General features: G+C 72.2%; 20 protein-coding genes. 14 read left to right on the top strand and 6 right to left on the bottom strand.

Annotated features, from left to right (window positions below):
* The first annotated feature begins 25 nt into the window (after positions 1-25).
* The 7 genes from A3IG_RS0121355 to A3IG_RS0121325 all read left to right on the top strand — a co-directional run bounded on the left by A3IG_RS0121355 (position 26) and on the right by A3IG_RS0121325 (position 10,305).
* Positions 26-2,269 carry an MMPL family transporter gene (locus A3IG_RS0121355; RefSeq protein ID WP_018385630.1) on the top strand — a complete coding sequence of 748 codons (2,244 nt, stop codon included), beginning with the start codon at positions 26-28 and terminating at the stop codon, positions 2,267-2,269.
* Positions 2,270-2,276: 7 nt separating this feature from the next.
* Entirely contained in the window at positions 2,277-3,635 is a 1,359-nt protein-coding gene (locus A3IG_RS0121350) for a sensor histidine kinase (RefSeq protein ID WP_018385629.1), read from the top strand.
* Positions 3,632-4,324 carry a response regulator transcription factor gene (locus A3IG_RS0121345; RefSeq protein ID WP_018385628.1) on the top strand — a complete coding sequence of 231 codons (693 nt, stop codon included), beginning with the start codon at positions 3,632-3,634 and terminating at the stop codon, positions 4,322-4,324. The genes A3IG_RS0121350 and A3IG_RS0121345 overlap by 4 nt, the downstream gene beginning before the upstream one ends.
* Before the next feature lie 397 nt (positions 4,325-4,721).
* On the top strand, positions 4,722-5,303 hold the full coding sequence (locus tag A3IG_RS30735; protein ID WP_018385627.1) for an RNA polymerase sigma factor: 582 nt from the start codon (positions 4,722-4,724) through the stop codon (positions 5,301-5,303).
* A complete protein-coding gene (locus A3IG_RS0121335) occupies positions 5,300-5,680 on the top strand; it encodes a hypothetical protein (RefSeq protein ID WP_018385626.1) in 381 nt (126 codons plus the stop codon). Before A3IG_RS30735 ends, A3IG_RS0121335 begins: the two co-directional genes overlap by 4 nt.
* 1,080 nt (positions 5,681-6,760) lie before the next feature.
* Positions 6,761-9,349, top strand: coding sequence for an SdrD B-like domain-containing protein (locus A3IG_RS0121330; RefSeq protein WP_018385625.1), 2,589 nt, complete (start codon positions 6,761-6,763; stop codon positions 9,347-9,349).
* Between the two features lie 167 nt (positions 9,350-9,516).
* Positions 9,517-10,305 carry a hypothetical protein gene (locus tag A3IG_RS0121325; protein WP_018385624.1) on the top strand — a complete coding sequence of 263 codons (789 nt, stop codon included), beginning with the start codon at positions 9,517-9,519 and terminating at the stop codon, positions 10,303-10,305.
* Positions 10,306-10,355: 50 nt separating this feature from the next.
* On the opposite strand, the gene A3IG_RS0121320 is transcribed toward A3IG_RS0121325, so the two are convergent.
* On the bottom strand, positions 10,356-11,447 hold the full coding sequence (locus A3IG_RS0121320) for a Dyp-type peroxidase (RefSeq protein WP_018385623.1): 1,092 nt from the start codon (positions 11,445-11,447) through the stop codon (positions 10,356-10,358).
* A gap of 99 nt (positions 11,448-11,546) precedes the next feature.
* Here A3IG_RS0121320 and A3IG_RS0121315 point away from each other — a divergent pair, with 99 nt between their 5' ends.
* A complete protein-coding gene (locus A3IG_RS0121315) occupies positions 11,547-12,887 on the top strand; it encodes a right-handed parallel beta-helix repeat-containing protein (RefSeq protein ID WP_244885052.1) in 1,341 nt (446 codons plus the stop codon).
* Between the two features lie 177 nt (positions 12,888-13,064).
* Here A3IG_RS0121315 and A3IG_RS0121310 read toward each other — a convergent pair whose 3' ends face one another.
* Positions 13,065-15,242, bottom strand: a complete 2,178-nt coding sequence (locus tag A3IG_RS0121310; protein ID WP_026220510.1) for an acyltransferase family protein — start codon at positions 15,240-15,242, stop codon at positions 13,065-13,067.
* A gap of 642 nt (positions 15,243-15,884) precedes the next feature.
* Positions 15,885-16,763, bottom strand: coding sequence for a Rossmann-fold NAD(P)-binding domain-containing protein (locus A3IG_RS0121305; RefSeq protein WP_018385620.1), 879 nt, complete (start codon positions 16,761-16,763; stop codon positions 15,885-15,887).
* 82 nt (positions 16,764-16,845) lie between these two features.
* Between A3IG_RS0121305 and A3IG_RS0121300 the strand changes: the two genes are divergently transcribed.
* Positions 16,846-17,862, top strand: coding sequence for an AraC family transcriptional regulator (locus A3IG_RS0121300; RefSeq protein WP_018385619.1), 1,017 nt, complete (start codon positions 16,846-16,848; stop codon positions 17,860-17,862).
* Here A3IG_RS0121300 and A3IG_RS30730 read toward each other — a convergent pair.
* Positions 17,841-18,998: an ATP-binding protein gene (locus A3IG_RS30730; protein WP_018385618.1), complete on the bottom strand. Its 1,158-nt coding sequence runs from the start codon at positions 18,996-18,998 to the stop codon at positions 17,841-17,843. The two genes, A3IG_RS0121300 and A3IG_RS30730, sit on opposite strands and share 22 nt — an antisense overlap.
* A gap of 532 nt (positions 18,999-19,530) precedes the next feature.
* On the opposite strand from A3IG_RS30730, the gene A3IG_RS30725 reads away from it, so the two are divergent.
* From A3IG_RS30725 to A3IG_RS0121275, 4 genes are all read left to right on the top strand, one after another.
* On the top strand, positions 19,531-20,937 hold the full coding sequence (locus A3IG_RS30725) for a tetratricopeptide repeat protein (protein WP_018385617.1): 1,407 nt from the start codon (positions 19,531-19,533) through the stop codon (positions 20,935-20,937).
* A gap of 125 nt (positions 20,938-21,062) precedes the next feature.
* Positions 21,063-21,560 carry an ATP-binding protein gene (locus A3IG_RS0121285; protein ID WP_236719213.1) on the top strand — a complete coding sequence of 166 codons (498 nt, stop codon included), beginning with the start codon at positions 21,063-21,065 and terminating at the stop codon, positions 21,558-21,560.
* Positions 21,561-21,820: 260 nt separating this feature from the next.
* Positions 21,821-22,897: an ATP-binding cassette domain-containing protein gene (locus tag A3IG_RS0121280; RefSeq protein ID WP_018385615.1), complete on the top strand. Its 1,077-nt coding sequence runs from the start codon at positions 21,821-21,823 to the stop codon at positions 22,895-22,897.
* On the top strand, positions 22,894-23,745 hold the full coding sequence (locus A3IG_RS0121275) for an ABC transporter permease (RefSeq protein ID WP_018385614.1): 852 nt from the start codon (positions 22,894-22,896) through the stop codon (positions 23,743-23,745). Before A3IG_RS0121280 ends, A3IG_RS0121275 begins: the two co-directional genes overlap by 4 nt.
* Positions 23,746-23,801: 56 nt before the next feature.
* Here the strand turns inward: A3IG_RS0121275 and A3IG_RS0121270 are convergent, their stop codons facing one another.
* Together A3IG_RS0121270 and A3IG_RS0121265 are read right to left on the bottom strand one after the other, a co-directional pair.
* Entirely contained in the window at positions 23,802-24,038 is a 237-nt protein-coding gene (locus A3IG_RS0121270) for a DUF2277 domain-containing protein (RefSeq protein ID WP_018385613.1), read from the bottom strand.
* Between the two features lie 109 nt (positions 24,039-24,147).
* Positions 24,148-24,558 carry a VOC family protein gene (locus A3IG_RS0121265; protein ID WP_018385612.1) on the bottom strand — a complete coding sequence of 137 codons (411 nt, stop codon included), beginning with the start codon at positions 24,556-24,558 and terminating at the stop codon, positions 24,148-24,150.
* A gap of 216 nt (positions 24,559-24,774) precedes the next feature.
* Between A3IG_RS0121265 and A3IG_RS0121260 the strand changes: the two genes are divergently transcribed.
* A complete protein-coding gene (locus A3IG_RS0121260; protein WP_078500803.1) occupies positions 24,775-25,836 on the top strand; it encodes a sigma-70 family RNA polymerase sigma factor in 1,062 nt (353 codons plus the stop codon).
* Positions 25,837-26,168: the final 332 nt, after the last annotated feature.

Here is a 26,168-nt window from a genome sequence, read left to right as displayed (position 1 = left end):
TAGCGGTGTCTGGAGTGATCGACAAGTGGCGACAATTCTCTACCAGATCGGGCGGTGGGCCTTCCGGCGGCGCCGGCTCGTCGGTGGCACGTGGCTGGTCGCCCTGGTGCTGGTCGGCGTCGCCGCCGCCGTGGCGCCGGCCGGGGAGGAAGAGGACCTCTCCATGCCCGGCACCGAGTCGCAGAAGGCGTTCGACCTGCTGGACGAGCGCTTCCCCGAGAAGAACGCGCAGGGGGCCGAGGCCCGCCTGGTGTTCCGCGCCCCGGACGGTCAGCGGGTGACGGCGCAGCAGCACAGGGCGGCCGTCGCGGACGCGCTGGGCTCGCTGGACGGCGGCGACCAGGTCGCGTCGGCCACCGACCCGTACGAGGCCGGCGACGTCAGCGAGGACGGCACCGTCGCCTACTCCACGATCACCTACACCGCGGACACCGTCGACCTGACCGGGCCGACGAAGAGCGCCCTGGAGGACGCCGCGGACCGGGGCCGGGACGCGGGGCTGACCGTGGAGATCGGCGGCTCCGCCCTGGACTCGGAAGAGGAGCCGGGCGGGACGACGGAGCTCGTCGGTGTGGCGGTGGCCGCGGTGGTGCTGGTCCTCGCCCTCGGTTCGCTGGTCGCGGCCGGACTGTCCCTGCTGACCGCCTTCGCGGGCGTGGCCACCGCCTTCGGCCTGGTCTCAGCGCTGGCCGTGCCGCTGGGCCTGACGTCAACCGTCGCCATCCTGGCGCTGATGCTGGGGCTGGCGGTCGGCATCGACTACGCGCTCTTCATCACCTCCCGGTTCCGCGACGAACTCGCCCGGGGCAGCGAGCCGGAGGAGGCCGCCGGCCGGGCGGTGGGCACGGCTGGGTCCGCCGTGGTCTTCGCCGGCGCGACCGTCTTCGTCGCCCTGCTCGGGCTGGGGGTCGTCGGCATCCCCGAACTCACCAGGATGGGCATGGGCGGTGCCGGCGCCGTGGCCCTCGCCGTGCTCGTCGCGCTCACCCTGGTCCCCGCGATGTTCGGCTTCGCCGGCCCCAAGGTGCTGTCCCGTGCCGCCCGCAAGGCCGCCCGGCGCGCCGGTGAGGGCCCGCACCCGGTGCCCGCCGCGGCCGGCGGGCCCGGTTTCGGTACCCGCTGGGCGCGGTTCGTCCTGCGGCGGCCGGTGGCCGTGCTGCTGGTCGCCGGACTCGGCCTCGGCGCCGTCGCCGTGCCGGCGCTGAGCCTCGAACTCGGGTTGCCCGGGGACGAGTCCAAGTCGGTGGAGACCACCCAGCGCCGCGCCTACGACCTGCTGGCGGAAGGCTTCGGCCCGGGCTTCAACGGCCCGTTGACCGTGGTCGTCGACACGTCGAAGTCCGCGGACCCCGAGGCCACCACCGACCTGGTGGTCGAGACCGTACGGGACGTCGACGGCGTCGCGTCGGTAGGCGACCCGGTGCGCGACGAGGCCGGGGACACGGCCGTCCTCACCGCCGTCCCGAAGGCCGCGCCCAACAGCGGCGAGACCAGGGACCTGGTGCACGCGATCCGGGACGCGGCCACCGGCCTCGAGGCCGACACGGGCGCCGCCGTCCTGGTGACCGGCACCACCGCGATGAACATCGACATCTCCGAAGCCATGTCCGACGCCCTCCTCCCGTACCTGACCGTGGTCATCGGCCTGGCGGTGCTCCTGCTGACGGTGGTCTTCCGGTCGATCCTGGTCCCGGTCAAGGCCGCGCTCGGCTTCCTGCTGTCGGTCGGTGCCGCCTTCGGCGTCCTCGTCGCCGTCTTCCAGTGGGGATGGGGGGCGGACCTGCTCGGCATCGAGCAGACCGGACCGGTGATGTCGCTGATGCCGATCCTCATCATCGGCATCGTGTTCGGCCTCGCCATGGACTACGAGGTCTTCCTGGTCACCCGGATGCGGGAGGCATACGTCCACGGCGCGTCGCCCGTCGAGGCGATCGTCAACGGGTTCCGGCACAGCGGCCGTGTGGTGGCCGCCGCGGCGATCATCATGATCAGCGTGTTCGCCGGGTTCATCGGGATGAGCAGCCCGACCATCCAGACGATGGGCCTCGGCCTGGCCGCGGCCGTCGCCTTCGACGCCTTCGTGGTCCGGATGGCCATCGTGCCCGCGGTCCTGGCGCTGCTCGGCCACCGGGCCTGGTGGCTGCCTCGTATCCTGCACCGTGTGCTGCCGAACGTGGACATCGAGGGCGAGGCGCTGAGCAGGGGGGTCCCCGTCCCTGCGGGCGGGCCGGGCACGGCGGTGCCACGGCTCCCGGTCGGCCGGGACTGACCCGGCCGTGACGAACCCGGGCGGCTGCGGCCGGCGACCACGTCGTAGCTGGTGGCGGGAGGCGGCGATCACGGCGACGGCGTTCACGCTCTGCCTGCTCGGCGGCGTGGTGCGGGTCGACGACACGCTGGCACCGCCGCCCGCCGCCGCCTACCTGATCGCAGTGGCGTCCTGTGCCGTGCTGCCCGTTCGGCACCGGGCGCCCCTGGCTGCTCTGGCGGCCACGACCGTGGCCGGGCTGCTGGTGCCGCCCCTGGGCCTCCTGCTGAGCCCGCCGATCATGGCGCCCGCTGTGATCGCCGCCTACGCGTACGCGCTCCGTGCCCGCACCGAACTGCGCGCCGTGACCATGGTGTCGCTCGCCTCCGCGGCGCTGCTGCTCGCCGCCACCCCCTGGTTCGAGGACCTGTCGTGGCAGGACGCCAGCCGGATGGGCTCGGTGGCGGCGTTCCCGCTGGTGGCTGGCGTGCTCGGACACTCGGCACACAACCGGCGGGCGTACCTGGCCGCCATGGAGGAGCGGGCGCGGCGGGCGGAGAAGAGCCGGGAGAGCGAGGCGCGCCGCAGGGTGGCCGAGGAACGGCTGCGTATCGCCCGGGAGCTGCACGACCTCGTTGCCCATCAGATCACCCTGGCCAACGCGCAGGCCACGGTCGCCGCCCACCTCTTCGACTCCCGCCCGGAACAGGTCCGCAGGAGCCTGGCGGAGCTGGTCCAGACGACCAGCGACGCCCTCGACGACCTGCGCGCCACGGTCGGGCTGCTCCGCCAGTCCGGGGACGCGGCCGAGCCCGCGGAACCGGCCCCCGGGCTGTCCCGGCTGGCCACGCTCCTCGAATCCTTCGGCCGCGCGGGCCTGGAGGTGTCCCTGGACCAGGAGGGCACGGCCAGGCCGCTGCCGCCGGGGGTGGACCTCACCGCGTACCGCATCGTCCAGGAGGCCCTGACCAACGTGACCAAGCACGCCGGCACCGGCAGCGCCCGGGTGCGCCTCGTCTGGAACCGTGATCGCGTGACCATCACCGTCGCCGACGACGGTGGCGGCGCCCGTACGGCACCTGCCGCGTCCACGGCGCCGGGTGCGGCCACCGCGCGGGAGCGTGCGCCCGGCTACGGTCTCATCGGGATGCGTGAACGTGCCACCGCGGTCGGGGGACACCTCTCCGCGGGCAGACGTCCCGAGGGCGGCTTCCTCGTCTCCACCGAGCTGCCCCTCCCGGCCGCCAAGGACACGCCGCGCGCAAGCGACGCCGCGGCAACCAGCGGGGGGCGTACGGGCGACGGAGCGTCGGGCGACGGAACGACGGACGGTGGAGTGAGGGACGGTGGACGGGTGGGTGACGGAGAGGCGGGGGACGCGCGATGACGGTGCGGGTGCTGCTCGCCGACGACCAGGCACTGCTGCGCGGGGCCTTCCGGATGCTTCTCGAGACCGCCGACGACATCACCGTGGTCGGTGAGGCCGCGGACGGCAGGGAGGCGGTGAACCTCACCCGCGAACTGCGCCCGGACGTGGTGGTCATGGACATCCGCATGCCCGAGGTGGACGGTCTCACCGCCACGACGGAGATCGCCGCGGACCCCGAGCTGCGCGGCAGCCGGATTCTGATCCTCACCACGTACGAGACGGACGAGTACGTCGCGCAGGCGCTGCGCGCGGGGGCCGGCGGCTTCATCGGCAAGGGCATCGGGGCCGGTGAACTGGTGGACGCGGTCCGTACGATCGCGGCGGGCGACACCCTGCTGTCGCCCGCCGCGACCCGCTCCCTCGTCGCCCGCTTCCTCGCCACCCCGGACGACGCCCCGCGGCACCACCCCGAACGGCTGGCCGTCCTCACCCCGCGCGAGCGCGAGATGGTGGCACTGGTCGCCACGGGACTGTCCAACCAGGAGATCGCCGAGCGGATGTTCCTCAGCCCCTTCACCGTCCGCGCCCACGTGCAGCGCGCGATGACGAAGCTGGAGGCCCGCGACCGGGCGCAACTCGTCGTCATCGCGTACCGCACGGGTCTGGTGCACGCCTCCCCGGACGGCGCCGGCGACCGCCCGTCGTGACGGCCGCGCCGTCGGGACGAACTCCGTCAGCCAGGCCCGAACGGGCCGGCCGCGCAGCATGGTGCTGTGCTGCTCCGGAGCCCGCGCCGTGGCGGGGAAGAGGGTGGCGCCGATGTCGCGCACCGCGTGGGAACCAGGGGGGCGGGTCAGCAACGTTCCAGGAACGAGACGTTCGACAGCGCCGGAAGCTGAATCCTTTCCCGATCTCCCCGTCTCTTGTCTGTGCACCGGTCGAACGGGCCGGCGGAACCGGGAGGAAACATCCATGATGGTTACTGGCCTCGTAGTGATAGGAGCCCTGCTCGTGGGCGCGTGTAGCTGGCACCTGGTGCGGCGCTACAAGAGCCGAAGCTGACCAGCGCCCGAGCACAGAGCGCCTTCCGAGTGTGAGTAGCACATGAACCAACGCTTCCCCTGGCCGGACGAGCGGCTGATCAAGGCAGCTCAGGACGGCGACGTCACTTCGCTCATCACCGTCGTCGCGACATCGCAGCCTCATGTGCGCAGGTTCGCCCTGTCGCTGTGCGCCTCACCGCAGGACGCGGAGGACGCGGCGCAGGAGGCATTGATCATTCTCTATCGGAAGATCGGCACCTTGCGGGCCACTGGCGCGCTCGCCTCGTGGATGTTCCGGATCGTGCGCAACGAGTGCCTCCGGCAGGTCCGGCTGCTCGTCCCGCGGAGCGACGACGCGTCGGCCGAGCCGGAGGCGTCCGCAGAACCGTCCGCCGAGGACGCGGTGTTGCGCAGGCTGGAGGTGGAACGGATCGCGGCTGCGGTCTGTGCCCTCCCCCGTGACCAGCGGCAGGTCCTGATCATGCGGGACGTACAGGGCCTGCCCGGCAAGACCGTCGCCCATTCGCTCGGTCTGAGCAACGCCGCCATGAAGTCGCGTCTGCACAGGGCGCGTGCGGCACTGCGTCACTCGCTGAAAGCAACCGATCGATCCGTCGACCAACCCATCGGAGGAGACGCGTGACCGTGAAAACCGTGAAGCCCCCGCGGGGGCCCTGGGCCACCGCACGGTCCGGGGTGTCCGGGACGAACTTCGCCAGCAGGTCCGTCCCGCGTCACCTGGCGCGCGGCGCCATCGGCTTCGGGTTGATCATCGGCTCGGTCGGCCTGGTGCCCGTCGCTGGCCCGGCCACCCTGCTGGCGGCCCCGTTGGCCCTGGTCGCCTTCCGCGGCTGCCCCACCTGCTGGATGGTCGGCCTGGCACAGACCGTTTCCCGCGGCCGTCTGGAGCGTCAGTGTGTGGACGGCGTCTGCACCCTCACGCTCACCAAGGCGCACCCGGCGGCGAAGGCCACGGACGAGCCGACAGCCGACACCAAGGTCCCGGTCACCTCCCGGTGACCGGGCCACGGCCCTTCCCGTGGACCGCGAGCCGGCCCGCGCGACGACCTGGCGGCTGTTCCACCTGGACGCGTACACGCGGCGCCAACCGATCGGCTGCGCCACCCGGAAAGTGCTCCGGTTCAGCGGGAACAACGACCTCGGTGATCCTCATTCTCACTGCGCAGAGGAACTCCTGCTTCGCCGGTCAACTGCTGAACAGGCCATTGCATGAAAGTCCGAGGCTGAAAAACTCACTCACAAAGCCAGCCCCCGAAACTGAGTGCCGTCCAACTGGTGATGACTGGTGATGTTGACCGGGGGACTGGCTGGCGGACCTGGGTGAAGTAGCTCCCGGCGGATGGGTTGTCGACAAGAGCGACGTGTGCCCTCGGCTCGTGGCTGGCCTCTGTGCCGGTACGGCCATGGCGTGGCCGCGCGTTGGTCACGCCACGGAGATCCCGGTGGCCCTGGCACGACGTGACCGGGTCGACGTGCGCAGTGGTCGGCAGGGTGTTCTTCGTGCCGGACGGGGCCCGCTGCCCACCGACTGGGCCGCCGCCGGGTGGCGACTTTGGTACCGAACATGGCGACGAGCCGGGGGCCAGGGTGTCACCGCACCGCGGGTGCGCGTTGGGGAGTGGGGGTTCACGTCCAGCACGTCCTGATCGCGATCGCCGTCAACATCGAACGGTTCAGCCGCCAGGCCCCCCGCGAGAACCGCGACCTTCACGCGTTCCGGCAGCCTTCCACAGATACCTGGACCAGCATGGAATCCCCCCCAAAGGGTGTTGCGCGAGGGTTTGCAGGGACGAGTTTCGTCATTCCGTCAAAGTCTCGCTCAAAACTCCCTTAAGATCTGGCGATGCGGTTCTCCGCATCTCTATGCACTCCCTCATGAGCAGAGCTGTCTAACGCTGAGAGCAGGGGATGACATCCACAAGTGATCAAGTGAAGGGAGCCGCGCCCGGGCTGCGTCGGCGACGGCCGGGCTTACCCGGTCGCCGCACCGTTGGCTGCCTGGTCGCGCTCGCCACGGGAATCGGCAGTGGCTCGATAGTCGGGGCGCCCGCAGCACACTCGCAGGCGCAGGACGGGTCGGTGAAGGTCCGGGTGGTCCGGGCCGTGGACACCAGCGGCGCGTGGACGCCCGCGCTCGAACCGGGCATGGCGGGCGTCAAGGTGACTCTCACCGACGACGCCGGGGTGGGCACCGAGGGGGTCACGGCGGCCGACGGCACCGTGACCCTGACTCCGCCGGCGGGCGAGACCACCAACGGCAAGTACCGGGTGCAGGTCGTGAACCCGAAGCCGGGCGTGCTGTTCCCGGCCTTCGCCTCGCGCGAGGGGCTGGACGGCGCGCCCAACCAGTTGAGCAGCAACGAGGAGTTCGTCGACCTCTCCGACGGGAAGAGCGTGGAGTACACCACCGGGCTGTGGAGCCCGGCGGAGTACTGTCAGAAGAACGCCCCGTTGGTGACCACCTGCCAGGCCGCCTCGACCGAGAGCGGTAACCCGCGCACGCTGGTCTCCTTCCCGTACAGCGCACGCGGCCAGGACGGCGTTGACGTCAACGTCACGAACATCGCCACCAACGCCGACACCGGCACGCTGTACGGCATCGCGTGGAACAAGGCCGACAAGCGGGTGTTCTCCTCGGCGGTGGCCAAGCGCAGCACGGCCTACGGTCCTGGTGGCCCCGGGGCGGTCTACGTGACCGACCTGGCACAGAAGAAGACCACCCTGTTCACCGTCGTCCCGGACGCGGGGACGACGGCGCACGGCCCGGGTACCGACGACGGGTTCATCGGCACGCCCGGCAAGGAGAGCCTGGGCGGCATCAAGATCACCGATGACGGCAAGGACCTGTTCGTCGTCAACCTCAACAACCGCAAGCTCTACCGCTACAACGCCACGGTGGCGACCGCCGTGCGACCGAAGGCCGTCACCGCCATCCCGGACCCGGGATGTCCGGCGGCAGTGGACTGGCGCCCGTTCGGCCTCGGCATCCACGACGGCGTCGGCTACCTCGGCGGGGTGTGCTCGGGCGAGTCCACCGGCAAGGTCTCGGACCTGCGCGCGGTGGTCATGCCCTTCGACCTCGACACCGGAGCGTTCGGGGAGCCGGTGCTGGACCAGCCGCTGGACTATCCGCGCGAGTCCACGGTCGGCGACGGGGCGCGATGCGGCGGGGCGGGCTGGTTCCCCTGGACCAACACCTTCCCGACCTCCCAGAACGGTGAGGAGTGCCGTGGCGCCGTGGCTCAACCGGAGCCGCAGGTGGGCGAGATCGACTTCGAGACCGACGGCTCGATGCTGGTGGCCTTCCGTGACCGCTTCGCTGACCGCGCCCCCGCCGGCGTCACACCTGGTCCGATCACCACGGTCCTGTCCGGCGGCGACCTGAACAAGGCCTGCCTGTCGGGCGGGACGTACGTGCTGGACACCAACGAGGGCTGCGGGCTCTCCCCCCGGGGCACCCGCTTCTTCGACAACAGCCGGATGACGTTCCACCACAACGCGGCCTTCGCGGGCATGGCGCGCTCCGCGGTGGAGGACACCATCGCGTCCTCCGGTTTCGACCCCAACAGCACCCCTGTCGGGTACGGCACCTCCTTCGTGAAGCGCGACGGCACGCAGGACCCGAAGTACGGCCTGCGGCTCACCCCCGCGGGGACGTCCGCCCCGTTCGGCAAGGGCGCCTCGATGGGTGACCTGGAGGTGCTCTGCGACCAGGCGCCCCTCCAGATCGGCAACCGGGTCTGGTACGACCCCGAGCGTTCGGGCCTCCAGCTCCCTGGCCAGAAGCCTGTCGCGGGCGTGACGGTCAACCTGTACGACGAGGCCGGCGAGCTCGTAGGGACGACCAAGACGACGGCGCGTGGTGAGTACTACTTCGACGACTCCAACGTCACCGGAGGCCTCAAGCCGAAGACGAAGTACACCATCCGCCTCGACAACCCGGCCGACTACGCCGAGGGTGGACCGCTCCACCAGTGGGTGCCCACGGAGGCGGACGTCGGCGACAACCACTTCGTCGACTCCAAGGGCATCGTCCCGACCGGCGCGAAGTTCCCCGAACGGGCGCTGACCACCGGCGGGCCTGGGGAGAACGACCACACCTACGACTTCGGCTTCCGACAGCAGGAGGGCGAGCTGCGCCTGGTCAAGCACGACCAGGACGGCAAGGCGCTGGCCGGGGCGAAGTTCCAGTTGTGGAAGGAGACGAACGGCACCGACGGCCTGCAGGCCACCGGGGACGAGCCGGACACGAAGGTTGGCGAGCCCTGCATGACCAAGGCCGACGGCAAGTGCGGCGGTACCGGCGTGCCGGGCACGTACTACTGGGAGGAGGTCAGCCCGCCCAAGGGTTACGCCGTACCGGACGTGGCGGTCTTCGGGCCGCTGGAGCTGACGTCCGACAACCTCGACGCCGGGGTCTCGGTGACGGCGGTCAACCGGCGGCTGCCCACCACCCCGACGCCGCCACCCCCGACGCCGACACCCACCACGCCGGCACCGGACCCGCCGGCCAAGCCGCACGACCCGGGCCAGCCGCCCGGCGGGAGCATGGCGGCCACCGGCACCAGCGGGATGGTTCCGCTGGCCCTGGCCGGCTCCGTGGCGCTCACCCTCCTCGGCGCGGCCCTGGTCGTGCTGGTGCGCAGGCGAAGGGTGCAGCACTGCTAGCCCTTGAGAGGGGCAGCCGGTGCCGGTAACCCCGGGGCCGGATCGGGCGGGTTCGCGGACCAGCGGTTCGCGAACCCGCCCTCCTGCGTGACCGACCGACGAGAGAAGGCGACCACATGGCTCGGAAGAGGAAGACCAAAGGCCGTACGCCGCGTCGGCCCCTCTGGTTGATCAGAACCCTGATAGCGATCGCTGCGTGCGGCACCGTGGTGGGCGGCGTGGCCGCCTACCAGACCCGCTCCGACGACACCGCAGAGCGGCCGGTGACGATGGACGAGGCGTCCAGGCTGGCGATGACGCGGCTGAACCTGTACCAGGCCAGTCCCGTGGCTGTGACCCTCACCGCCAACGAGGGCGGCGGAGTGGTGGTGCGGGTCGAGGGGGTCGTGGACTACCGGACCCACCGGGCCGTGGGGACCTACCAGGTCACTGGTTCCACCGGGGACTCGGCGTCTTCCAGCTCCTCCGGGGCCCCCACCGGGCAGCTCGACCACGGCCTGATCGTCTGGGACACCGGGGGCCTGGGCATGGCCCCCGCGCCGGAGGGCAACAGCAGCCCGCCCTGGCAGCAGGCGGCGCACATCCCGCGCTCGGGCTGGTCCTCGCGTTCCTACACGACCGATCCCCTGGACGCCGGGCTCCAGTTACTGATCGGGCTCGGCGCGAACCGCCCCGACAACCCGGTGTTGCTCGCCCAGTCGGGGGCCCGCTGGCTGGACCGTGACCACATCGACGGCCGCGGCTACGACCGGCTCGCCGGGCCGCGCTCCAAGGACGCCACGCCCGGTGCGGGGGCCGACGGCGGACGGTCCCCGCTGACGTACTGGGTCGACGATGAGGGTGGCCTGCGGCGGGTGACGATGCGGATGCGGGGCCTGGGGACCCCGACCACCGTGGAGTTCTCCGGACGCGACAGCGGGGCGAAACTCCCCGAGGCACCGTGGGGCACCGGCTGACATCGCGTGCGTCCCGGTTCCCGGCCGGGGAGGGCGAACGCCGCCGCTGGTCAGCGCAGTTGGTCACCGAAGGAGCCGCCGGGTGGCGGAGCGGGGAGCACGTGGCCCACGGCGGACGCCCGGTGCTCGATGAAGGCGTTCATCGCGTCGGCGGCGGCCAGCCGCTCCTGGACCCGTACGAACAGGGCCGGGTCGCGCATGTAGGCGAGGAAGAGCAGGCCCTGGTCACCGGCGCCGTCGTCGTAGGAGTAGCCCCGGCGCAGCATCCGGGCGCCACCGTCGAAGCGTGAGTGGGCCAGGCGGACGTGGGCGTCGGCCGGGATGTCGTAACGGCCCTGCGGGGACTTGGCGTACAGGTCCACCGGGTCGTGCTCGCGCCGACCGCCCAGGGGCGCCCCGCCTGCGCGGTGGCGTCCGATGATCTGCTCCTGCCGGGTCACGGGCAGGGCGTCGAAGGCGGCGACGGCCATGTGGATGCGTCGGTAGACGAGGTACGTGCTGCCATCGCCGTGCCACACCCAGCGGGCGAGTTCGTCCGTCGAGGGGTTCTCCGTGCCGTCCTTGAAGCCGAAGAGGTTGCGCGGGGTCTCACCCGCGGCGTGGGGCGGCAGGAACCCGGACTGCTGCCAGCGCTCTGCCAGGACGCCGGCGGCACGGGCGGTGAGCCGGGTGGCGGCACGCTCGCAGTCGGACGCGTTCCGGCCGCAGAGCTGAACCAGGACGTCGCCCCCGCCGAGGTGGGCCTCGAGGCGGTCGTGCGGGAAGGACGGCAGGTCCTTTAACCGGGGCGGGGTGGCCAGGCCCAGTCTGCGGTAGAGGGAGGGACCGGTGGCCACGGTCGGTGTCACTTCGGGGGTGGGACGGGCCCACCAGTCGGACAGGACGCGGCGGACGGCCGCCACGGTCGGCCGGGGGGAGGAGAGGTCGTAGGAGAGGAGGAGCACATGGGCGGGTTGCGGGGTGGCGATGCCCTGTTGGGTGCGGATGACCCGACGACTCCGGTCGGGGCCCGTGCGGGCCGCGGAACTCTTGGGGCTCGTCGTGCGGGTGGGGTCCTCGGTGGAGGAGGTGCCACAGGCGGTGGCCGCGGCGAGCGGGGCGACCAACAGCGTACGACGGCGGGGCGAGGGCGGGACGGTCACCAGGACTCCAGGCAGAAACGCAGAGACACAGGGGGCGGTGGGGGCAGAGCACGCGCAAAATCCGCCGGACGGTGAGGCGCGATGATACACCTTTCCATCATGAGATCTCTTGTTATGACATATCGAACGGGCGGCCGGAGGTCACGGCCCTTACGGGTCGCGGCGCTGGCCGCGGCGGCGTTCCTGGCGCTGTCCGGATGCGGTTCAACCGAGAACGACGGCGAGCGGGAACCCTCCGGACCGCCGACCGTGCTGCGGGTGCCCGACGGGTACCCGTCCATCCAGCAGGCCGTCGATGTCGCCCGACCAGGGGACGTCGTACTCATCTCATCGGGTGTTTACCACGAGAGCGTGACCGTGAGCCGCCCCCGCGTGGTGCTGCGCGGCGCCGACCGCGACAAGACCGTCATCGACGGGGAGTTCCGGCGCGCCAACGGCATCACCGTCACCGGCGCGGCGTCGGTGGTGGAGAACCTGACCGTCCGCAACCACCTGGCGAACGGCGTGTTGTTCACCGGCGTCACCGACGAACGCCTCCAGGCGGGCGCGGGCGGCAGCGACAGCTACGACCCGCTGGACACCGTCAAGTTCCCCCCGCTGAAGGGCTTCCGGGCCTCGTACGTGACCGCGTACAACAACGCCCTGTACGGCATCTACGCCTTCGACGCCCGCAGCGGCGTCATCGAGCACTCCTACGCCTCCGGGCAGTCCGACTCGGGGATCTACGTCGGACAGTGCGACCCGTGCGACACCGTGGTGCGGCACAACACGCTGGAGCACAACGCCATCGGCATCGAGGTCACCAACGCCTCGCGCGACCTGTACTTCCTCGCCAACACGGCGCACCGCAACCGGGTCGGGCTGACCATCAACTCCAACAACCTGGAGGCACTCGGCCCGCAGCACGAGGCCGTCGTCATCGGCAACACCATCACCGACAACAACGACGACCGCAGCCCCGAGCAGGCCGACGGAGGCTTCGGGATCGGCATCGGGATCGGCGGCGGCACCCGTAACCGCGTCGAGCGCAACCGCATCGACGGGCACCGCGTGGCCGCGCTCGTGCTGCGGGACGTCCAGGGCTATCCCGTGCGGGGCAACAGCATCCGGGACAACGCCGTCGGCGGCGGAACCGGGTTCGTCCTCGCCGCCGCCCGCACCGGGGGCAACTGCTTCACCGGCGGCGGCCCGGCCCCCACCAGCCCGCGGTCGTTGCCGTCCGCCGTGACGTCCTGCCCGGGACGTGACGTCCCGCTGTCCGCGCCGGGCACCACCGCGCAGGTGGCGGTTCCGCCGGGTGTGTCGTTCAAACAGGTCGCCGCGCCGCCGCCGCAGCGGCAGATGCCGGGTGCGCGGACCGCCGCGGCACGGCCCGCCACGGGGTTGCCCGGCCCGGTCGACCTGGCGCGCTACCGGCTTCCGGCACCTTCTTCGTCCTGAGCTGGCGGGGGGCCGGGCGGCTGGCGGTCCGGCCCCCGCCGGGGCGGGGCTGGTGGCGTCCAGCCGCGCGGGCGTGCTCACCCGCCCGCTGAGCGGGGTACGGGAGGTTGGCGACGGTCCCGGCCGACCGACCGGTCAGGCGGGGGGCCCACGGCCCGGGCGGCGGCGCGTGCTGGCTCAGGCCCCGGGGTGCCGGCTCAGGTCCGCCCCGAAGAGCCGCAGCAGCTCCTCCTCCACCACCGGGACGAGCGCCTCGACGTAGCTGTCCGCCAGGTGACCGTAGTCCCGGTAGACCATGGTGTTCCCCACCACGACCGGGCAGTTGCCGGACGGTGCGCAGACCCAGTCGTAGGGGTTGATGACCGTCACGTCCTCGGCGGCTGCCGCGGCCCTGATGGCTTCCGTGACCTCTGGCTGGGGGTCGGCACCCGAACGGTCGCGCTCGCAGGAGCTCAGGTTGGTCGGGTGCTCCGCCGCGCAGTCCGCCGCGTTGTTCTTCGGCCAGGGGTTGTCCAGCAGGGTGACCACCTGGGTGCGGCCCTGCTGGAGTTGCCGGTAGGTCCTTGCCTGCCCCTCCCCCCACGCCGCCGCTGTGTCGCCGCCCCCGTAGACCTTCGCCACGTTGGAGTTCGACGTGATGACGAGTTCGGGATTCAGCCCCCGGACCTTCTTGATGGTCGCCGCCCGCCAGTTGTCACAGGTCGAGTACGGGCGGTCGTTGTACTCGATGGTGATCTCGGAGATCTTGCACGCCGACTTGGTGAACGAGTAGAGCCGCCAGTGGTGCTTGAGGGCGATCGGCTGGAGCGCCGGGAACCACTGCGCGACGTGCGAGTCGCCGAAGAGGACCACGGTGCGGTCGGCGGTGGTGTCGCCGTACAGACAGGGCTGCTTCTGCACCTCCTCGTTCATGCCCAGGGCACAGCCGTCGGTGTACACCTCCGACTTGTGGTACGCCACGTTCCGCAGACTCATCTCGAGGTTGGACGGGAGCTTCTCCACCCGCTGTTCCAGCAACTCGACCAGTGCGGCTCGGGGGTCGGAGGCGCGGGCGATCGTCTCCCTGGTGCTCTGCTTCGGTGCGCCCTCGGCCAGGGTCGGCGGGAACTGCGCGGCGATGAGCGCGGCCGCGGCCGCGGTGGCCGACAGGCTCACACCCAGCGAGAGCCCTCGTCGGGCACGGGCTTTGAACGCCCGGTGGAAGCGCATCGGGTTCTCGACCAGGTGGAGGGTCAACCAGGCCAGAACGAGACCGCCCAGCGCGGCGATCAGCCGCAGCGGCCCGTCGTGCTGGCCGGATCCGACGGCGGCGGGAACGATGAGGATGAGCGGCCAGTGCCAGAGGTACCAGGCGTAGGAGAGCCCGCCGACCCAGACGGCGGGGCGCAGCGAGAGGACAGCGCCCGCTCCGTAGCGGCTGGCCGCAGCTCCGCCGGCCAGGACGGCGGTGGCGCCGGCGACCGGGATGACGGCGTTGTAGCCGGGGAAGCGGGTGCCCTCGTCGAAGGCCACGGCCGCGTATCCGATGGCGGCCAGGCCCGCCCAGCTCAGGGCCGCCGCGGCCAGGCGCGGAATGTCGTCGAGGCGGTCCGCCACCAGGGTGAGCAGGGCGCCGGCCGCCAGCTCCCAGATCCGGGCGTGCGAGCCGAAGTAGGCCCAGGAGGGCGAGGTCTCAGTGAGGTTGATGTTCAGGACGAACGAGGCAGTGGCCAGGGCGAGCAGCGGAATCGCCAGTAGGGCCCGGCGCCGGAAGAGCTTGAGGGAGACGATCAGGACGATGGGCCAGATCAGGTAGAACTGCTCCTCGACCGCCAGCGACCAGAAGTGCTGGAACGGGGAGGGGGGTACGTCCGCGTTGAGGTAGTCGGTACCGGCGTCGGCCAGTCGGAGGTTGATGACGTACCAGGAGGACGCGATGGCGTCCTTGGTGTACTCCGCGAAGCGCAGCGGTCCCAGGTAGAGCCAGGAGCCCACGAGCGTCGCCACGACGATGAGGGTGGAGGCGGGCAGCAGACGGAGCGCTCGGCGGGCGTAGAAGCGGCCCAGTGCTATTCGGCCGTCGCGGCCCCATTCGCGGAGCATCAGCGAGGTGATCAGGAATCCGGAGATCACGAAGAAGACGTCCACGCCGATGTACCCACCGGCCAGGCGGGGCACCCCCGAGTGGGAGAGCACCACGAGCAGGACGGCCACTGCACGCAGCCCTTGGATGTCCAGCCTCAGTCGGGCATTGTCCGCCGCCGCCGGAGCGGCCCGCTTCCCTCGTTCTGCGGGTGCACCGCCCCGCGGTTCCGAACCGGATGGGGAACTGTCGGGGGCGGACCGCGGAGGTTCCGGGACGCGGAGGACGGGCACCGTGAGGGTCTCCTTGCTCGTGGGGCGTCGTCGCGCCGTGTGCTTGTTCCTGCCCTGCACGGTGCGGGCTCGTCGCTGCCAGGATCTGCCTGCGCCGGTGTTCGCCTCGGAGCCGGACGATCGAACACATCTCCGACCAGCGCTGAGCGGGCAACATTGTGGTCAGGGTTGTCATGGTGAATCAATAAGAGCTGGTGCACATTGACCAAAGTCACTTCGGGGAAAAATGCGCATATGTTGCTCTATGGGCGATTCTTATCCATGTGTGCGCCCCGGCCGGGCCAAGGTTCCGGGGCGTGGTGACTTCACGGATGCCCAGCACAGGCGTCCCAGGCCGAGGAAGGCGGCGGCCGGTGCGGTCGCCGCGCCGGACAGGCGCAGACCGCTGCCGCGACAGTCGAACCGGGGGCGCAGTCGCAGACCGGTGACGCGTACGCACGGGAACAGGCACAGGTGGCTACGGGCGGACTGGGCCAGCGGGTGGGGATGAACGGATCACCGTTCAGGCGATCACACAAGGAAATGCGTGTCAGGAACGGTGGGACGCGTGACCACGCGACGCGTCTGCTCGTGGGAACGGCGCTGGACGGTCGGGACGCCGGCCCCGGGCCGGACGGCTGCCGTCCGGCCCGGGGCCGGCGGTCACCAGGCGCCCTCGGACGCGGCGCGCCGGGCGAAGGCGGCGAAGTCAGCCGGGGGGCGCCCCAGGACGCGTCGGACGTCGTCGGTGAGGTGCGCGTTGCGGCCGTCGAGCAGGGTGGTGAAGACGTCAGTGAGGAAGGCGGCCTCCTCGGCGGGCAGCCCGAGGGCGGTGAGGTGGGCGGGGTACTCGCTGGGCGGAACGGGCACGTAACGGACCTGCCGGCCGCTGGCCCGGGCCACCTCGGCCACCGCGCCGCCGAAGGTCAGCAGCCGGGGACCGGTCAGGTCGTAGGTGTCGGCCAGGGGCGCCGACCGGGTCAGGGCGGACACCGCGACGTCGGCTAGGTCGTCGGCGTCCAGGAACGGCTCCAGGACGTCCGCGGCGGGGAAGACCACCTCGCCGGCGTGGATGCCGGGGGTGAGGAAGCCCTCGCTGAAGTTCTGCCAGAACCAGCTCCCCCGCAGGATCGCCCACTCGGCCCCGGACTCCCGCACCGCCTGCTCGGCCGGCACGGCCTGGGCCTCGCCCCGGATGGAGAGCAGGACCAGGCGGCGGACGCCGCTGCGCACCGCCTGCTCGGCGAACGCCCCCAGGGTGTCGGCCGCCGTGGGCGCGGCCACGTCCGGGTAGTACGCCAGGTAGGCGGCGTCCACGCCGTGGAGGGCGGGCCCCCACGTGGTGTGGTCGGTCCAGTCGAAGCGCGGGGCGCCGGAGCGGCTGGCCAGTCGCACCCGCACCCCGCGGTCGGTGAGGCGACGTGCCACGCGGCGCCCGGTCTTGCCGGTGCCGCCGGTCACCAGCACGGTGCGGGGGCGGTCCGCGCCGGCGGCGCCGTGGTCGGGGCGGTCGGTGGCTCCGACGTGCGTGTTCTCTTGCATGACCCCAGTGAACCCGCGGGTCGGTGCGTGCGGCCATGCGTCACGGACTCGCCCGCATGCGCGTCCGTCTACGCTGGACGCCGTGGATCCGCTCGCAGGGCTCCTGGACGGAGCCAGGGCACGGGGGGCCTTCCTCGTGCGCGCCTGCTTCGACCCGCCCTGGTCGGTGCGGGTGGAGGACGAGGCGCCGCTGACGCTGATGCTCCCGGTCCGGGGCGACGCCTGGCTCGTGCCCGACGACGGCGAGCCGCTGCGGATGCGGCCGGGAGACGTGGCGATGGCCCGGGGCCCCGCCCCCTACACCGTCGCCGACGACCCGCAGGGCGCGCCGCGCGCGGTGATCCACCCCGGTGGGCGGTGCAGCACCCCGGACGGCAGCTCCCTGATGCAGTCGGGCTACCTGGGCGTGCGCACCTGGGGGGACCGCACCGACGGCGACGCGGTGCTGCTGATCGGCACCTACCAGGCGCACGGAGAGGTCAACAGGCGGCTGCTCGACGCGCTGCCGCCGTTGTTCGTGCTGCCGTCCGAGGTCTGGGACAGCCCCTTCACGCCGCTGCTCGCCCAGGAGATCGTCAAGTCGGACCCGGGGCAGGAGGTGGTTCTCGACCGGCTCCTCGACCTGTTGGTCATCGCCGGTCTGCGGGCCTGGTTCTCCCGCCCCGAGGCGGAGCCGCCCGGATGGTACCGGGCGTTGGGGGACCCGGTGGTCGGTCCCGCCCTGAGGTTGTTGCAGAACGCGCCGGCCCGGCCGTGGACGGTGGCGCGGCTGGCCGCCGAGGTGGGGGTGTCCCGGGCGGCCCTGGCCCGTCGTTTCACCGACCTGGTGGGTGAGCCGCCCATGACGTACCTGACCGGCTGGCGCCTCGCGCTCGCCGCTGACCTGTTGGGCGAGCCGGACGCCACGGTAGGCGCGGTGGCCAGGAAGGTCGGTTACGCGAGTCCGTTCGCGTTGAGCGCCGCGTTCAAACGGGTCCACGGGGTCAGTCCGCAGGAGCACCGGGCGGCCGGGTCCTCCGGTCAGCGCCGTCCTGGGGACGGCGCACCAGTCGAGGTGGCCGCCGGACCCGAGGTGCGTCAGGACACACCGAAGGCGTAGCTGCCGGTCGTCGAGGGGTCCCCTTCGGCCAGCAGCGCGGCGGGGACGTGGACCACGGCGCGGACGCCGCCGAAGGACGACGGCCCGTCGAGGATGACCGAAAAACCGTAGTGGGCGCAGATCCGGCCCACGGTGACCAGGCCGAGTTGGGGACGGGAGTCCACGGGGCCCGGCAGGGCGGAGGAGTCCTGCGGGTCGAGCCGCAGCCGGGCCCGCTTCAGGTCCCGCGGGGACATCCCGGGGCCCGCGTCGTCGATCTCCACGACCGCGCCGGTCCTGGTGGAGCCGATCGTGACCAGCACCCCGCTGGTGGTCTCCGGCGAGTGGCGGGCCGCGTTGTCCAGCAGTTCGGCGACCGCGTGCACCAGTGCTTCGGCGGCCTGTGGGACCACCGCGTGGTCGAAGCCGCCCCGGACCTGGACCCGCTGGTAGTCGGGAATCCTGGACTGGGCTCCGCGCACCACGTCGAGCAGCGGCACCGGTGCGGTCCAGCGGCGTTGCGGCCAGGTGCCGCACAGGATCATCAGGGTCTGCGCCTTGCGGGCGAGCTGGGCCGCCGCGTGGTCGGCGTGCATCAGGCCTTCCAGCGTCTCCGGCGAGTCGTGGGACCGCTCCATCGCGTCGAGTCCGCGCTGCTGGTCCAGCGCCATCGCCTGCATGTCCTGGGCCAGCGCCAGGTACGCGGCCTGGTTGGCCGAGAGCTGCTCGTGCGCACCGCGCACCGCCTCGCGGACGAGGTCCACGGCGGCCTGGTGGTACCCCTCCCAGGGGGTGCCGGCGAGGGTCGGGTGCGCCAGCCCCGGCAGCGGCGCGCGGTGGTCGCCGCGGGCGACGGCCGGCAGCCGGCGTTCGACCAGGTGGGCCGTCTCCGCGACGGCGGCGGCCACGTCCTGGCGGAGAGCCGAGGCCTCCCGGCGCAGCCCCGAAGCGGTGCGCCGCTGCTGGAGGGTGGCCGCGAGCAGGACAACGTTTCCGGCCAGGGCGATGGCGGCCAGCCCGGCGGCCGAGGTGGATTCCGCCCCGGCCAGCACGGCTAAGCCCACGGCTCCCAGGACACCCGCCGCGCAGCAGACGCCTACCCACCACAGGACGCCGCCGCTGGAGCCGGCACGGGTGGTCAGGGACGTGGTGGCCATAGAGGTTCCTCAGGGTCAGGGAGGGTGGGTGAGCGGTGGTGCCGGTGGCCGGCGGTGCTCCGGCGGCGGGTGGCGTTCGGAGGGGCTCGCACGGTGGATACCAGAGAGGGACGGGGAACACGAAAACGAGCCATGGGTCAGGGGTTATTGCTGGTCACCGACGCGGACCGGGGAGCGGGGCCCGGGAGCGGCCGGTGTGGACTTATGGATGTGGATGAGGATGGCGATACAGATATGGGCCCGGTGCGGGGTTTGGTGGGGAACAGCACAGGTCACCAGCATCCGACGGCCTGGCTCGCGGCCGGCTCGCGGGAGGCTGGTGGGGGGAGCGCGACCGGTGCGGCGGGTGGTGCGCAAGATCGGCGGGCGCCCCCCAACTGTCGGGCGAGCGGTCCCACCGGACGCCGGGCGAGCGGTCCCACCGGACGCCGGCCCCACCCGTGACGGCCCGCGTCGATGTGGGCCCACAAGGGGTTCACCGGGGTTCATCCCGGCGGTAACGGGATGACGTGCAGGATTACAGTCCGAGGCCATGACATCCAACGGGGTAGACGGACCTGGGGAGTTCGCGGCAGCCGAGGGGAACCCCCTGCTCGTCGCCGCCATGCACCAGGCCGGCCTGTCGAACAAGGGCCTGGCCCAGCGCATACGCCGACTGGGAGCCCAGCGCGGTCTGGACCTCAAGTGCACCCACACCACGGTCAAGCGCTGGCGGTCGGGTTCCCCCACCAGAGCCGTCCCCCCGGAGATCATCGCAGAGGTGCTCACCATGGCCTCGGGGCAGGTCCTCTCCCCGTCGGACATCGGAATGGCGTCCTCCGGCCACAGCATCGACCCGCACATCGGCATGGAAGGTCCCACCCTGCCGATCGCCGCGGTGCACGCCGCGGCCGTGCTCTGGGGCACCGAGCACGACCTCAACTCGCCCCGGCTGCCGCCCGTGCCGGCGGCCTCGCTGGCGGGGCCGGTGCTGCGCTGGCTGGTCGCGTCGCCCTCGGCGCCGCCCAAGGCCCACGGGCACGGTCCCCGGGTCGGCGCCGCCGACGTCGCGCGGGTGCGTGCGGCGACCTCGGTGCACGCGGCCCTGTCCAACCGGTTCGGTGGTGGCGCCACCCGCACCGCGGCCCTGAACTTCCTGCGGACCGAGATGCTGCCGCTGCTGCACGGCCGGTACGGGACCGCCGTCGGCCGGCCGCTGTTCGCCGCGGCGGCCACCGCCGCGCTGCGCACCGGGCACATGTCGTACGACATCGGGCACCACGGCCTGGCCCGCCGGCACCTGCTGCTCGCGGTGACCCTGGCGCACCACGCCGACGACCGTCCGCTGGCCGCCCGGAGCCTGGGGGTGCTGGCGCACCAGGCCGTTTTCCTCGGGGACTACCGGGAGGCGCTGGACATCGTGCACGCCGCCCTGCAGAGGGCGGGCTCCGTGGCCACTCCCGCGGGCCGGGCCACCCTGTACGCCATGGAGGCCCGCGCGCACGCCGCGCTGGGCGACGTGCGGGCCACCAACACCGCACTGACGCAGGCGGAACGGCACTTCGAGGCGATCCGCCACGGGGAGGAGCCGGAATGGCTGGGCTTCTTCGACACGGCGGAGCTCGCGGACGAGTTCGGTCACTGCCTGGTGGCGCTCGGCAGGGGCCGGGAGGCCCGGCGGTACGCGGGAACGGCGCTGGCCTGCCGCCCGCAGAAGTACGCCCGCAGCGCCGTCTTCACCAGGCTCACGCTGGCCAACGCCTACCTCCTGGACCGGGAGGTGGAACGGGCCTGTGAGGTGGCCCTGCAGGCGCTGCCCGCGGTCATCGACATCCAGTCGATGCGGGTGCGGGCGTACCTGCGGGACTTCCGGGTCCGGCTGAGGCCCTACCAGAAGCTGCCGGCGGTGCGCAGCCTGGAGCACCGCGTGGCCAACGCGCTCACCCGCGAGGTGAACTGACCGCCGGTGCCGGTGGTGACGCGCACGCGCACCCGGCCGTGGCTGCGCCCGCCGGTCGGCCGCCCCCGGCGGAGCCGGGCCCGACCGGGGGTGGGGCTGTCGGCCGCTGTCCTATCCTCGCCATCATGTGCGGTATGCCCGCGCCGTCGCTGCCCGGCGGCGGGGTGGTGCGGACGGGCGGGGACGACCGAACGGGGGTGCGCGCAGTGGACCACCGCGGGACGGGCGACCCGGGAGACCTCCGGGCCAGGAACGAGTACCGGGGCGACGCCGGGACCATTGGCGCGGCCCGGGACGCCGCGGCGGCGTACGCGACGGCCCTGCAGGTCACCAGCCCCGCAGCCACCCCGGACGCCCGCGACAACCTGCTGCTCGTCGTCTCCGAACTGGTCACCAACGCCGTCCGGCACGCCCCGGGGCGGTGCGCGCTCGAGTTGTCCCACCAGCCCGGGGCCGTCGTGGTCGAGGTCAGCGACACCAGTTCCCGCCCGCCGCGCTTCCGGCCGGCCGACTTCACCGGCGGGGGTGGCTTCGGCTGGCCGCTGGTGCACCGGTTGGCCGCCGAGGTGAACGTCGTCGTCCGCGCCGGGGGCAAGGACGTCCGCGTTCTGCTGCCCTGGTGAGCCCACCCCGGGCGCGGACCGAACGGTAAAATGTGATCTGCGTCACTTGTTGGCGGTGGACCGCTGAGTTCGCCGCGCGACTCCGGTCCCTTCAACAGGGCCGTGGTGGCCAGGACGCCTCGGGGCCCGCCGGAGCCCGTTGACGGGCGGGTCCGCCAGGCAGTGTCAGACCGTTCTCCTACCCTGCTGGCCCACCGGCTCCCTGGCCGCCACGACTGACTCGACGCCCACGGGCACCCTCGAGGGAAGCAAGGAAGCGGATGAACAAGAGCGATATCGACGTGGCCATCGAGACGTCCGGGCTGGTCAAGGTCTTCGGCGAGAAGCGGGCGGTGGACGGCGTGGACCTCACGGTGCCCGCCGGCACGGTCTACGGCGTCCTGGGACCCAACGGCGCGGGCAAGACCACCACGGTGAAGATGCTGGCGACACTGCTGCGACCGGACGGGGGCGAGGCCCGGGTGTTCGGTCACGAGGTGTCCCGCGAGCCGGACGCGGTACGGGCCAGGGTCAGCCTGACCGGGCAGTACGCCTCCGTGGACGAGGACCTGAGCGGCACGGAGAACCTGGTCCTCCTCGGGCGGCTGCTCGGTTACCGCAAGCCGGCCGCCCGGGACCGGGCCGCCCAGATGCTCGAGGCGTTCGGGCTGAGCGACGCCGCCGACCGACAGGTCAAGACCTACTCGGGTGGGATGCGCCGCCGGCTGGACATCGCTGCCAGCATCCTCAGCACCCCCGACGTGCTGTTCCTCGACGAACCCACCACCGGCCTCGACCCGCGCAGCCGCAACCAGGTCTGGGAGATCGTGCGGGCCATCGTCGCCCAGGGGACCACGGTGCTGTTGACCACCCAGTACCTGGAGGAGGCCGACCGGCTCGCTTCCCGGATCGCGGTCATCGACAGCGGCCGGGTGATCGCCGAGGGCACACCCGGGGAGTTGAAGGCCTCGGTGGGCGCGGGCGCGGTGCACCTGCGGCTGCGAGACCCGGAGCAGCGCGCCGAGGCCGAGCGGGTGCTGGAGCGGGTGCTGGGCGTCCCGGTGCAGCGGGAGGCGGACCCGGTGGCGCTGAGCGCCCGGGTCCTGACCGAGGTGGCCGACGGTGGGGTTGCCGAGCAGGCCGCCCGGGCCCTCGCCGAGCTGGCCGGCAACGGCATCAGGGTCGATGACTTCTCGCTGGGCCAGCCAAGCCTGGACGAGGCGTTCCTGGCGCTCACCGGGACACCGGCCGACGACGGCGCCGGGGACGGCGTCCCCGGCCGGGTGAGCGGGAGCGGCACGGACGAGGACGCCGCCGATCGGGCACGGCACACCATGGAGCAGGGGGCAGGGGTATGAGCACCGCGACGGTCAACGACCAGGACGTGCGCGTCGCGCCGGTGACCGCGCAGGACCTCTCCGCCGTGCTGGCCTCCGGCCAGCGGCCCGAGCGGCCCAGTGCCCTCTCGGCCTCGCTCACCTTCGGCTGGCGGGCGGTGCTGAAGATCAAACACGTCCCCGAGCAGCTCTTCGACGTCACCGCGTTCCCGGTCATGATGGTGCTGATGTACACGTACCTCTTCGGGGGTGCGCTCGCCGGGTCCACCTCGGAGTACCTGCAGTTCCTGCTGCCGGGGATCCTGGTGATGAGCGTGGTGATGATCACGATGTACACCGGGGTCGCGGTCAACACGGACATCGAGAAGGGCGTGTTCGACCGGATACGCTCCCTGCCGATCTGGCGGCCCGCGGCGATGGTCGGGTACCTGCTCGGTGACATGCTGCGGTACACCGTGGCCTCGGCGGTGATCCTCGCCGTCGGCCTGGTCCTCGGCTACCGCCCGGACGGTGGTGTCGTCGGGGTGCTGGGCGGCGTGGCGCTGCTGCTGGTGTTCTCGTTCGCCTTCTCGTGGATCTGGACGATGCTCGGCCTGATGCTGCGGACCGAGAAGTCGGTGATGGGCGTCAGCATGATGGTGATCTTCCCGCTGACGTTCCTCAGCAACATCTTCGTGGACCCCGAGACCATGCCGGATTGGCTCCAGGCGTTCGTCAACAACAGCCCGATCACCCACCTCGCGTCGGCGGTGCGCGAGCTGATGGCCGGGGAGTGGCCCGCCGCGGAGGTCGCCTGGTCGCTGGGGTGGGCCGGGGCGTTCGCGGTGGTCTTCGCACCGCTCACCATGCGGCTGTACAACCGCATGTAGGCCGGCGTCCGGTGGTCACGGGCGCCGGAGCCCCCGGAGCCCGTGACCCACACGCTTCAGGAGGCGGCCCGGCGCGCGGCGCCCCCGGCCCCGCGGACCTCGATGCCGTCGAGGAGCTGCCGGGTCGCCTGCGCCACCGCCTCCACCGCCTGGTCGAAGACCTCGCGGTTGTGCGCGGCTGGCGCCCGGAAACCGCTGATCTTGCGCACGTACTGCAACGCGGCGGCGCGGATGTCCTCCTCGGTGACCTCGGGCTGCACGGGTGGACGGAGCGTCTTGATGCTGCGGCACATGCGTCAAGTGTGCACGGCGGGTCCGACAGCGCGGCCCGGACGCTGAGCCCGGCGCCTGGCCGGGCAGGCGCCGGGCCCGGCGTCGGCCCGGGGGACGCGCGGCCCCGGCTCAGGACCGGCCGGACATCGCGCCGGGGTCCATGAAGACGACCTCCCACAGGTGGCCGTCGGGGTCCTGGAAGCTGCGGGCGTACATGAACCCCTGGTCCTGCGGCTCGTTCGACGGCTTGCCGCCCTCGGAGAGGGCCGCGTTGACCAGGTCGTCCACCCGCTGCCGGCTCTCCACGCCCAAGGCGATGATGGCCTCGGTGACGGCGCCCGCGTCGGCGATCTCCTTCTTGGTGAACTCCTCGAAGAACGGCTCGGTCAGCAGCATGACGTAGGACTCCTCGCTGATCACCAGGCAGGCGGCCTTGTCGTCGGTGAACCGCTGGTCGAAGGAGAAACCCAGTGTGCTGAAGAAGGCCTTCGACCGGTCGAGGTCCTTCACCGGAAGGTTGACGAAGGTCTTGACGGACATCTGCCGCCCCTTTCTCTCATGGTGGTCACTGGCGTCCACCGGTGCCGTGGAGGTGGACCGGTGCCGGGCGGAGGACGCGTCGCCGTCCGGTGCCCGTCCTGCGAAACGGCCGGGACCGGCCCGGGTGGCGGAGCCCTAGCCCGGATGCGCGGCGCCGCACCGGTGGCGTTGTCAGTGCACTCACGTAGCCTGCGGGGGTGTGGGAAAGGGGCCACGATGACTGATCTCGCTGTGACACAGGACGCCGGGACGGACCACCCGGTCGCCGGAGGCGCCGCCCTGGAGGGCCTGGAGCCGGACGACGCCGTGGCCCCGGAGGCCCGCCTGGAGCAGTACCGCTCCGAGCTCACCGGGTACTGCTACCGCATGCTCGGGTCGGCGTTCGAGGCCGAGGACGCGGTGCAGGAGACGATGGTCCGGGCGTGGCGTGGGCTCGACCGCTTCGAGGGCCGCGCGGCGCTGCGGTCCTGGCTCTACCGCATCGCCACCAACGTGTGCCTCGACATGCTCAAGGGCAGCAGCCGCCGGGCCCGCCCGATGGACCTGGCGTCCCCGGTGCCGGCGAACAGCCCGCTGCCCGAGGCGCTGCCCGAGGCCACCTGGATCTCCCCGATCCCGGACGGGCGGGTGCTGCCGGCCAACGGTGACCCGGCCGACGTCGCGGTGGCCAAGGAGAGCGTCCGGCTGGCGTTCATCGCCGCGCTCCAGCACCTGGCCCCCCGGCAGCGGGCGGTGCTGATCCTCCGGGAAGTGCTGGCGTGGAAGGCCAGCGAGGTCGCCGAGCTGCTCGGCACCACCGTCGCCTCGGTCAACAGCGCCCTCCAGCGTGCCCGCGCCGCGCTGGCCGAGCGGGAGGTGGGCTCCCTCGCCGGTGATTCCCCCGCCGCGGCCATGGACGACGAGCAGCAGTCCCTGCTCGACCGCTACGTCGCGGCCTTCGAGTCCTACGACCTGGACGCCCTCACCTCCCTGTTGCGTGAGGACGCCATCTTGTCCATGCCGCCGTACGACCTGTGGCTGCGCGGTCACGCGGAGATCCGCGGCTGGATGCTGGGGCACGGCGTCGGCTGCCGGGGCTCCAGGCTGGTCCCGGTGGAGGCGAACGGCGCGCCGGCGTTCGGGCAGTACCGGCCCGCCGCGGGCCCCGAGGGTGGGTTCGAGCCGTGGGCGCTACAGGTGATCGAGATATCCGACGGGCAGATCGTCGGGCTGAACTCCTTCCTGGACACCGCGCGGCTGTTCCCACTGTTCGGCCTCCCGTCCCGGTTGGAGGCCTAGGGCCTGTCTGATGAATCCCGCCTGGGTCGTGACGCCTGGCACGCACGCTCGCTGCTTGTCGGGATCGTCCATGTACGCCCAGTACGAGGACGACCCTCCGCCTTGCGATCGCACGCACCAGACGCCGCGACCCCCGCCCTCCGGGCGGACGGCGCTACTCATCAGACAAGCCCTAGGGCTGCCCTAACCCCGGCCGGGGCGCGGAGGAAGATCCCGGTGCCGGCGGACCGGGCGGGCCGGTGTCGGCGAACGGCAGCGCCTCGCCGAGGCCGGCCAGGGTGATCAGGAGGCGCAGCCTGGGGCTGGCCCGGCTCAACCAGGCCCGGTGTCCG

Source organism: Wenjunlia vitaminophila DSM 41686 (assembly GCF_000380165.1).
GTDB lineage: Bacteria > Actinomycetota > Actinomycetes > Streptomycetales > Streptomycetaceae > Wenjunlia > Wenjunlia vitaminophila.
Note: the sequence above shows the minus strand (reverse complement) of the source record. Positions and strands in the feature narration are given on the sequence as shown.

Coding starts and splice junctions, on each gene's coding strand:
- A3IG_RS0121345 (WP_018385628.1), top strand. CDS start 3,632: ATGACGGTGCGGGTGCTGCTCGCCGACGACCAGGCACTGCTGCGCGGG.
- A3IG_RS30735 (WP_018385627.1), top strand. CDS start 4,722: ATGAACCAACGCTTCCCCTGGCCGGACGAGCGGCTGATCAAGGCAGCT.
- A3IG_RS0121315 (WP_244885052.1), top strand. CDS start 11,547: ATGAGATCTCTTGTTATGACATATCGAACGGGCGGCCGGAGGTCACGG.
- A3IG_RS0121305 (WP_018385620.1), bottom strand. CDS start 16,763: ATGCAAGAGAACACGCACGTCGGAGCCACCGACCGCCCCGACCACGGC.
- A3IG_RS30730 (WP_018385618.1), bottom strand. CDS start 18,998: ATGGCCACCACGTCCCTGACCACCCGTGCCGGCTCCAGCGGCGGCGTC.
- A3IG_RS30725 (WP_018385617.1), top strand. CDS start 19,531: ATGACATCCAACGGGGTAGACGGACCTGGGGAGTTCGCGGCAGCCGAG.
- A3IG_RS0121285 (WP_236719213.1), top strand. CDS start 21,063: ATGTGCGGTATGCCCGCGCCGTCGCTGCCCGGCGGCGGGGTGGTGCGG.
- A3IG_RS0121280 (WP_018385615.1), top strand. CDS start 21,821: ATGAACAAGAGCGATATCGACGTGGCCATCGAGACGTCCGGGCTGGTC.
- A3IG_RS0121275 (WP_018385614.1), top strand. CDS start 22,894: ATGAGCACCGCGACGGTCAACGACCAGGACGTGCGCGTCGCGCCGGTG.
- A3IG_RS0121270 (WP_018385613.1), bottom strand. CDS start 24,038: ATGTGCCGCAGCATCAAGACGCTCCGTCCACCCGTGCAGCCCGAGGTC.
- A3IG_RS0121265 (WP_018385612.1), bottom strand. CDS start 24,558: ATGTCCGTCAAGACCTTCGTCAACCTTCCGGTGAAGGACCTCGACCGG.
- A3IG_RS0121260 (WP_078500803.1), top strand. CDS start 24,775: ATGACTGATCTCGCTGTGACACAGGACGCCGGGACGGACCACCCGGTC.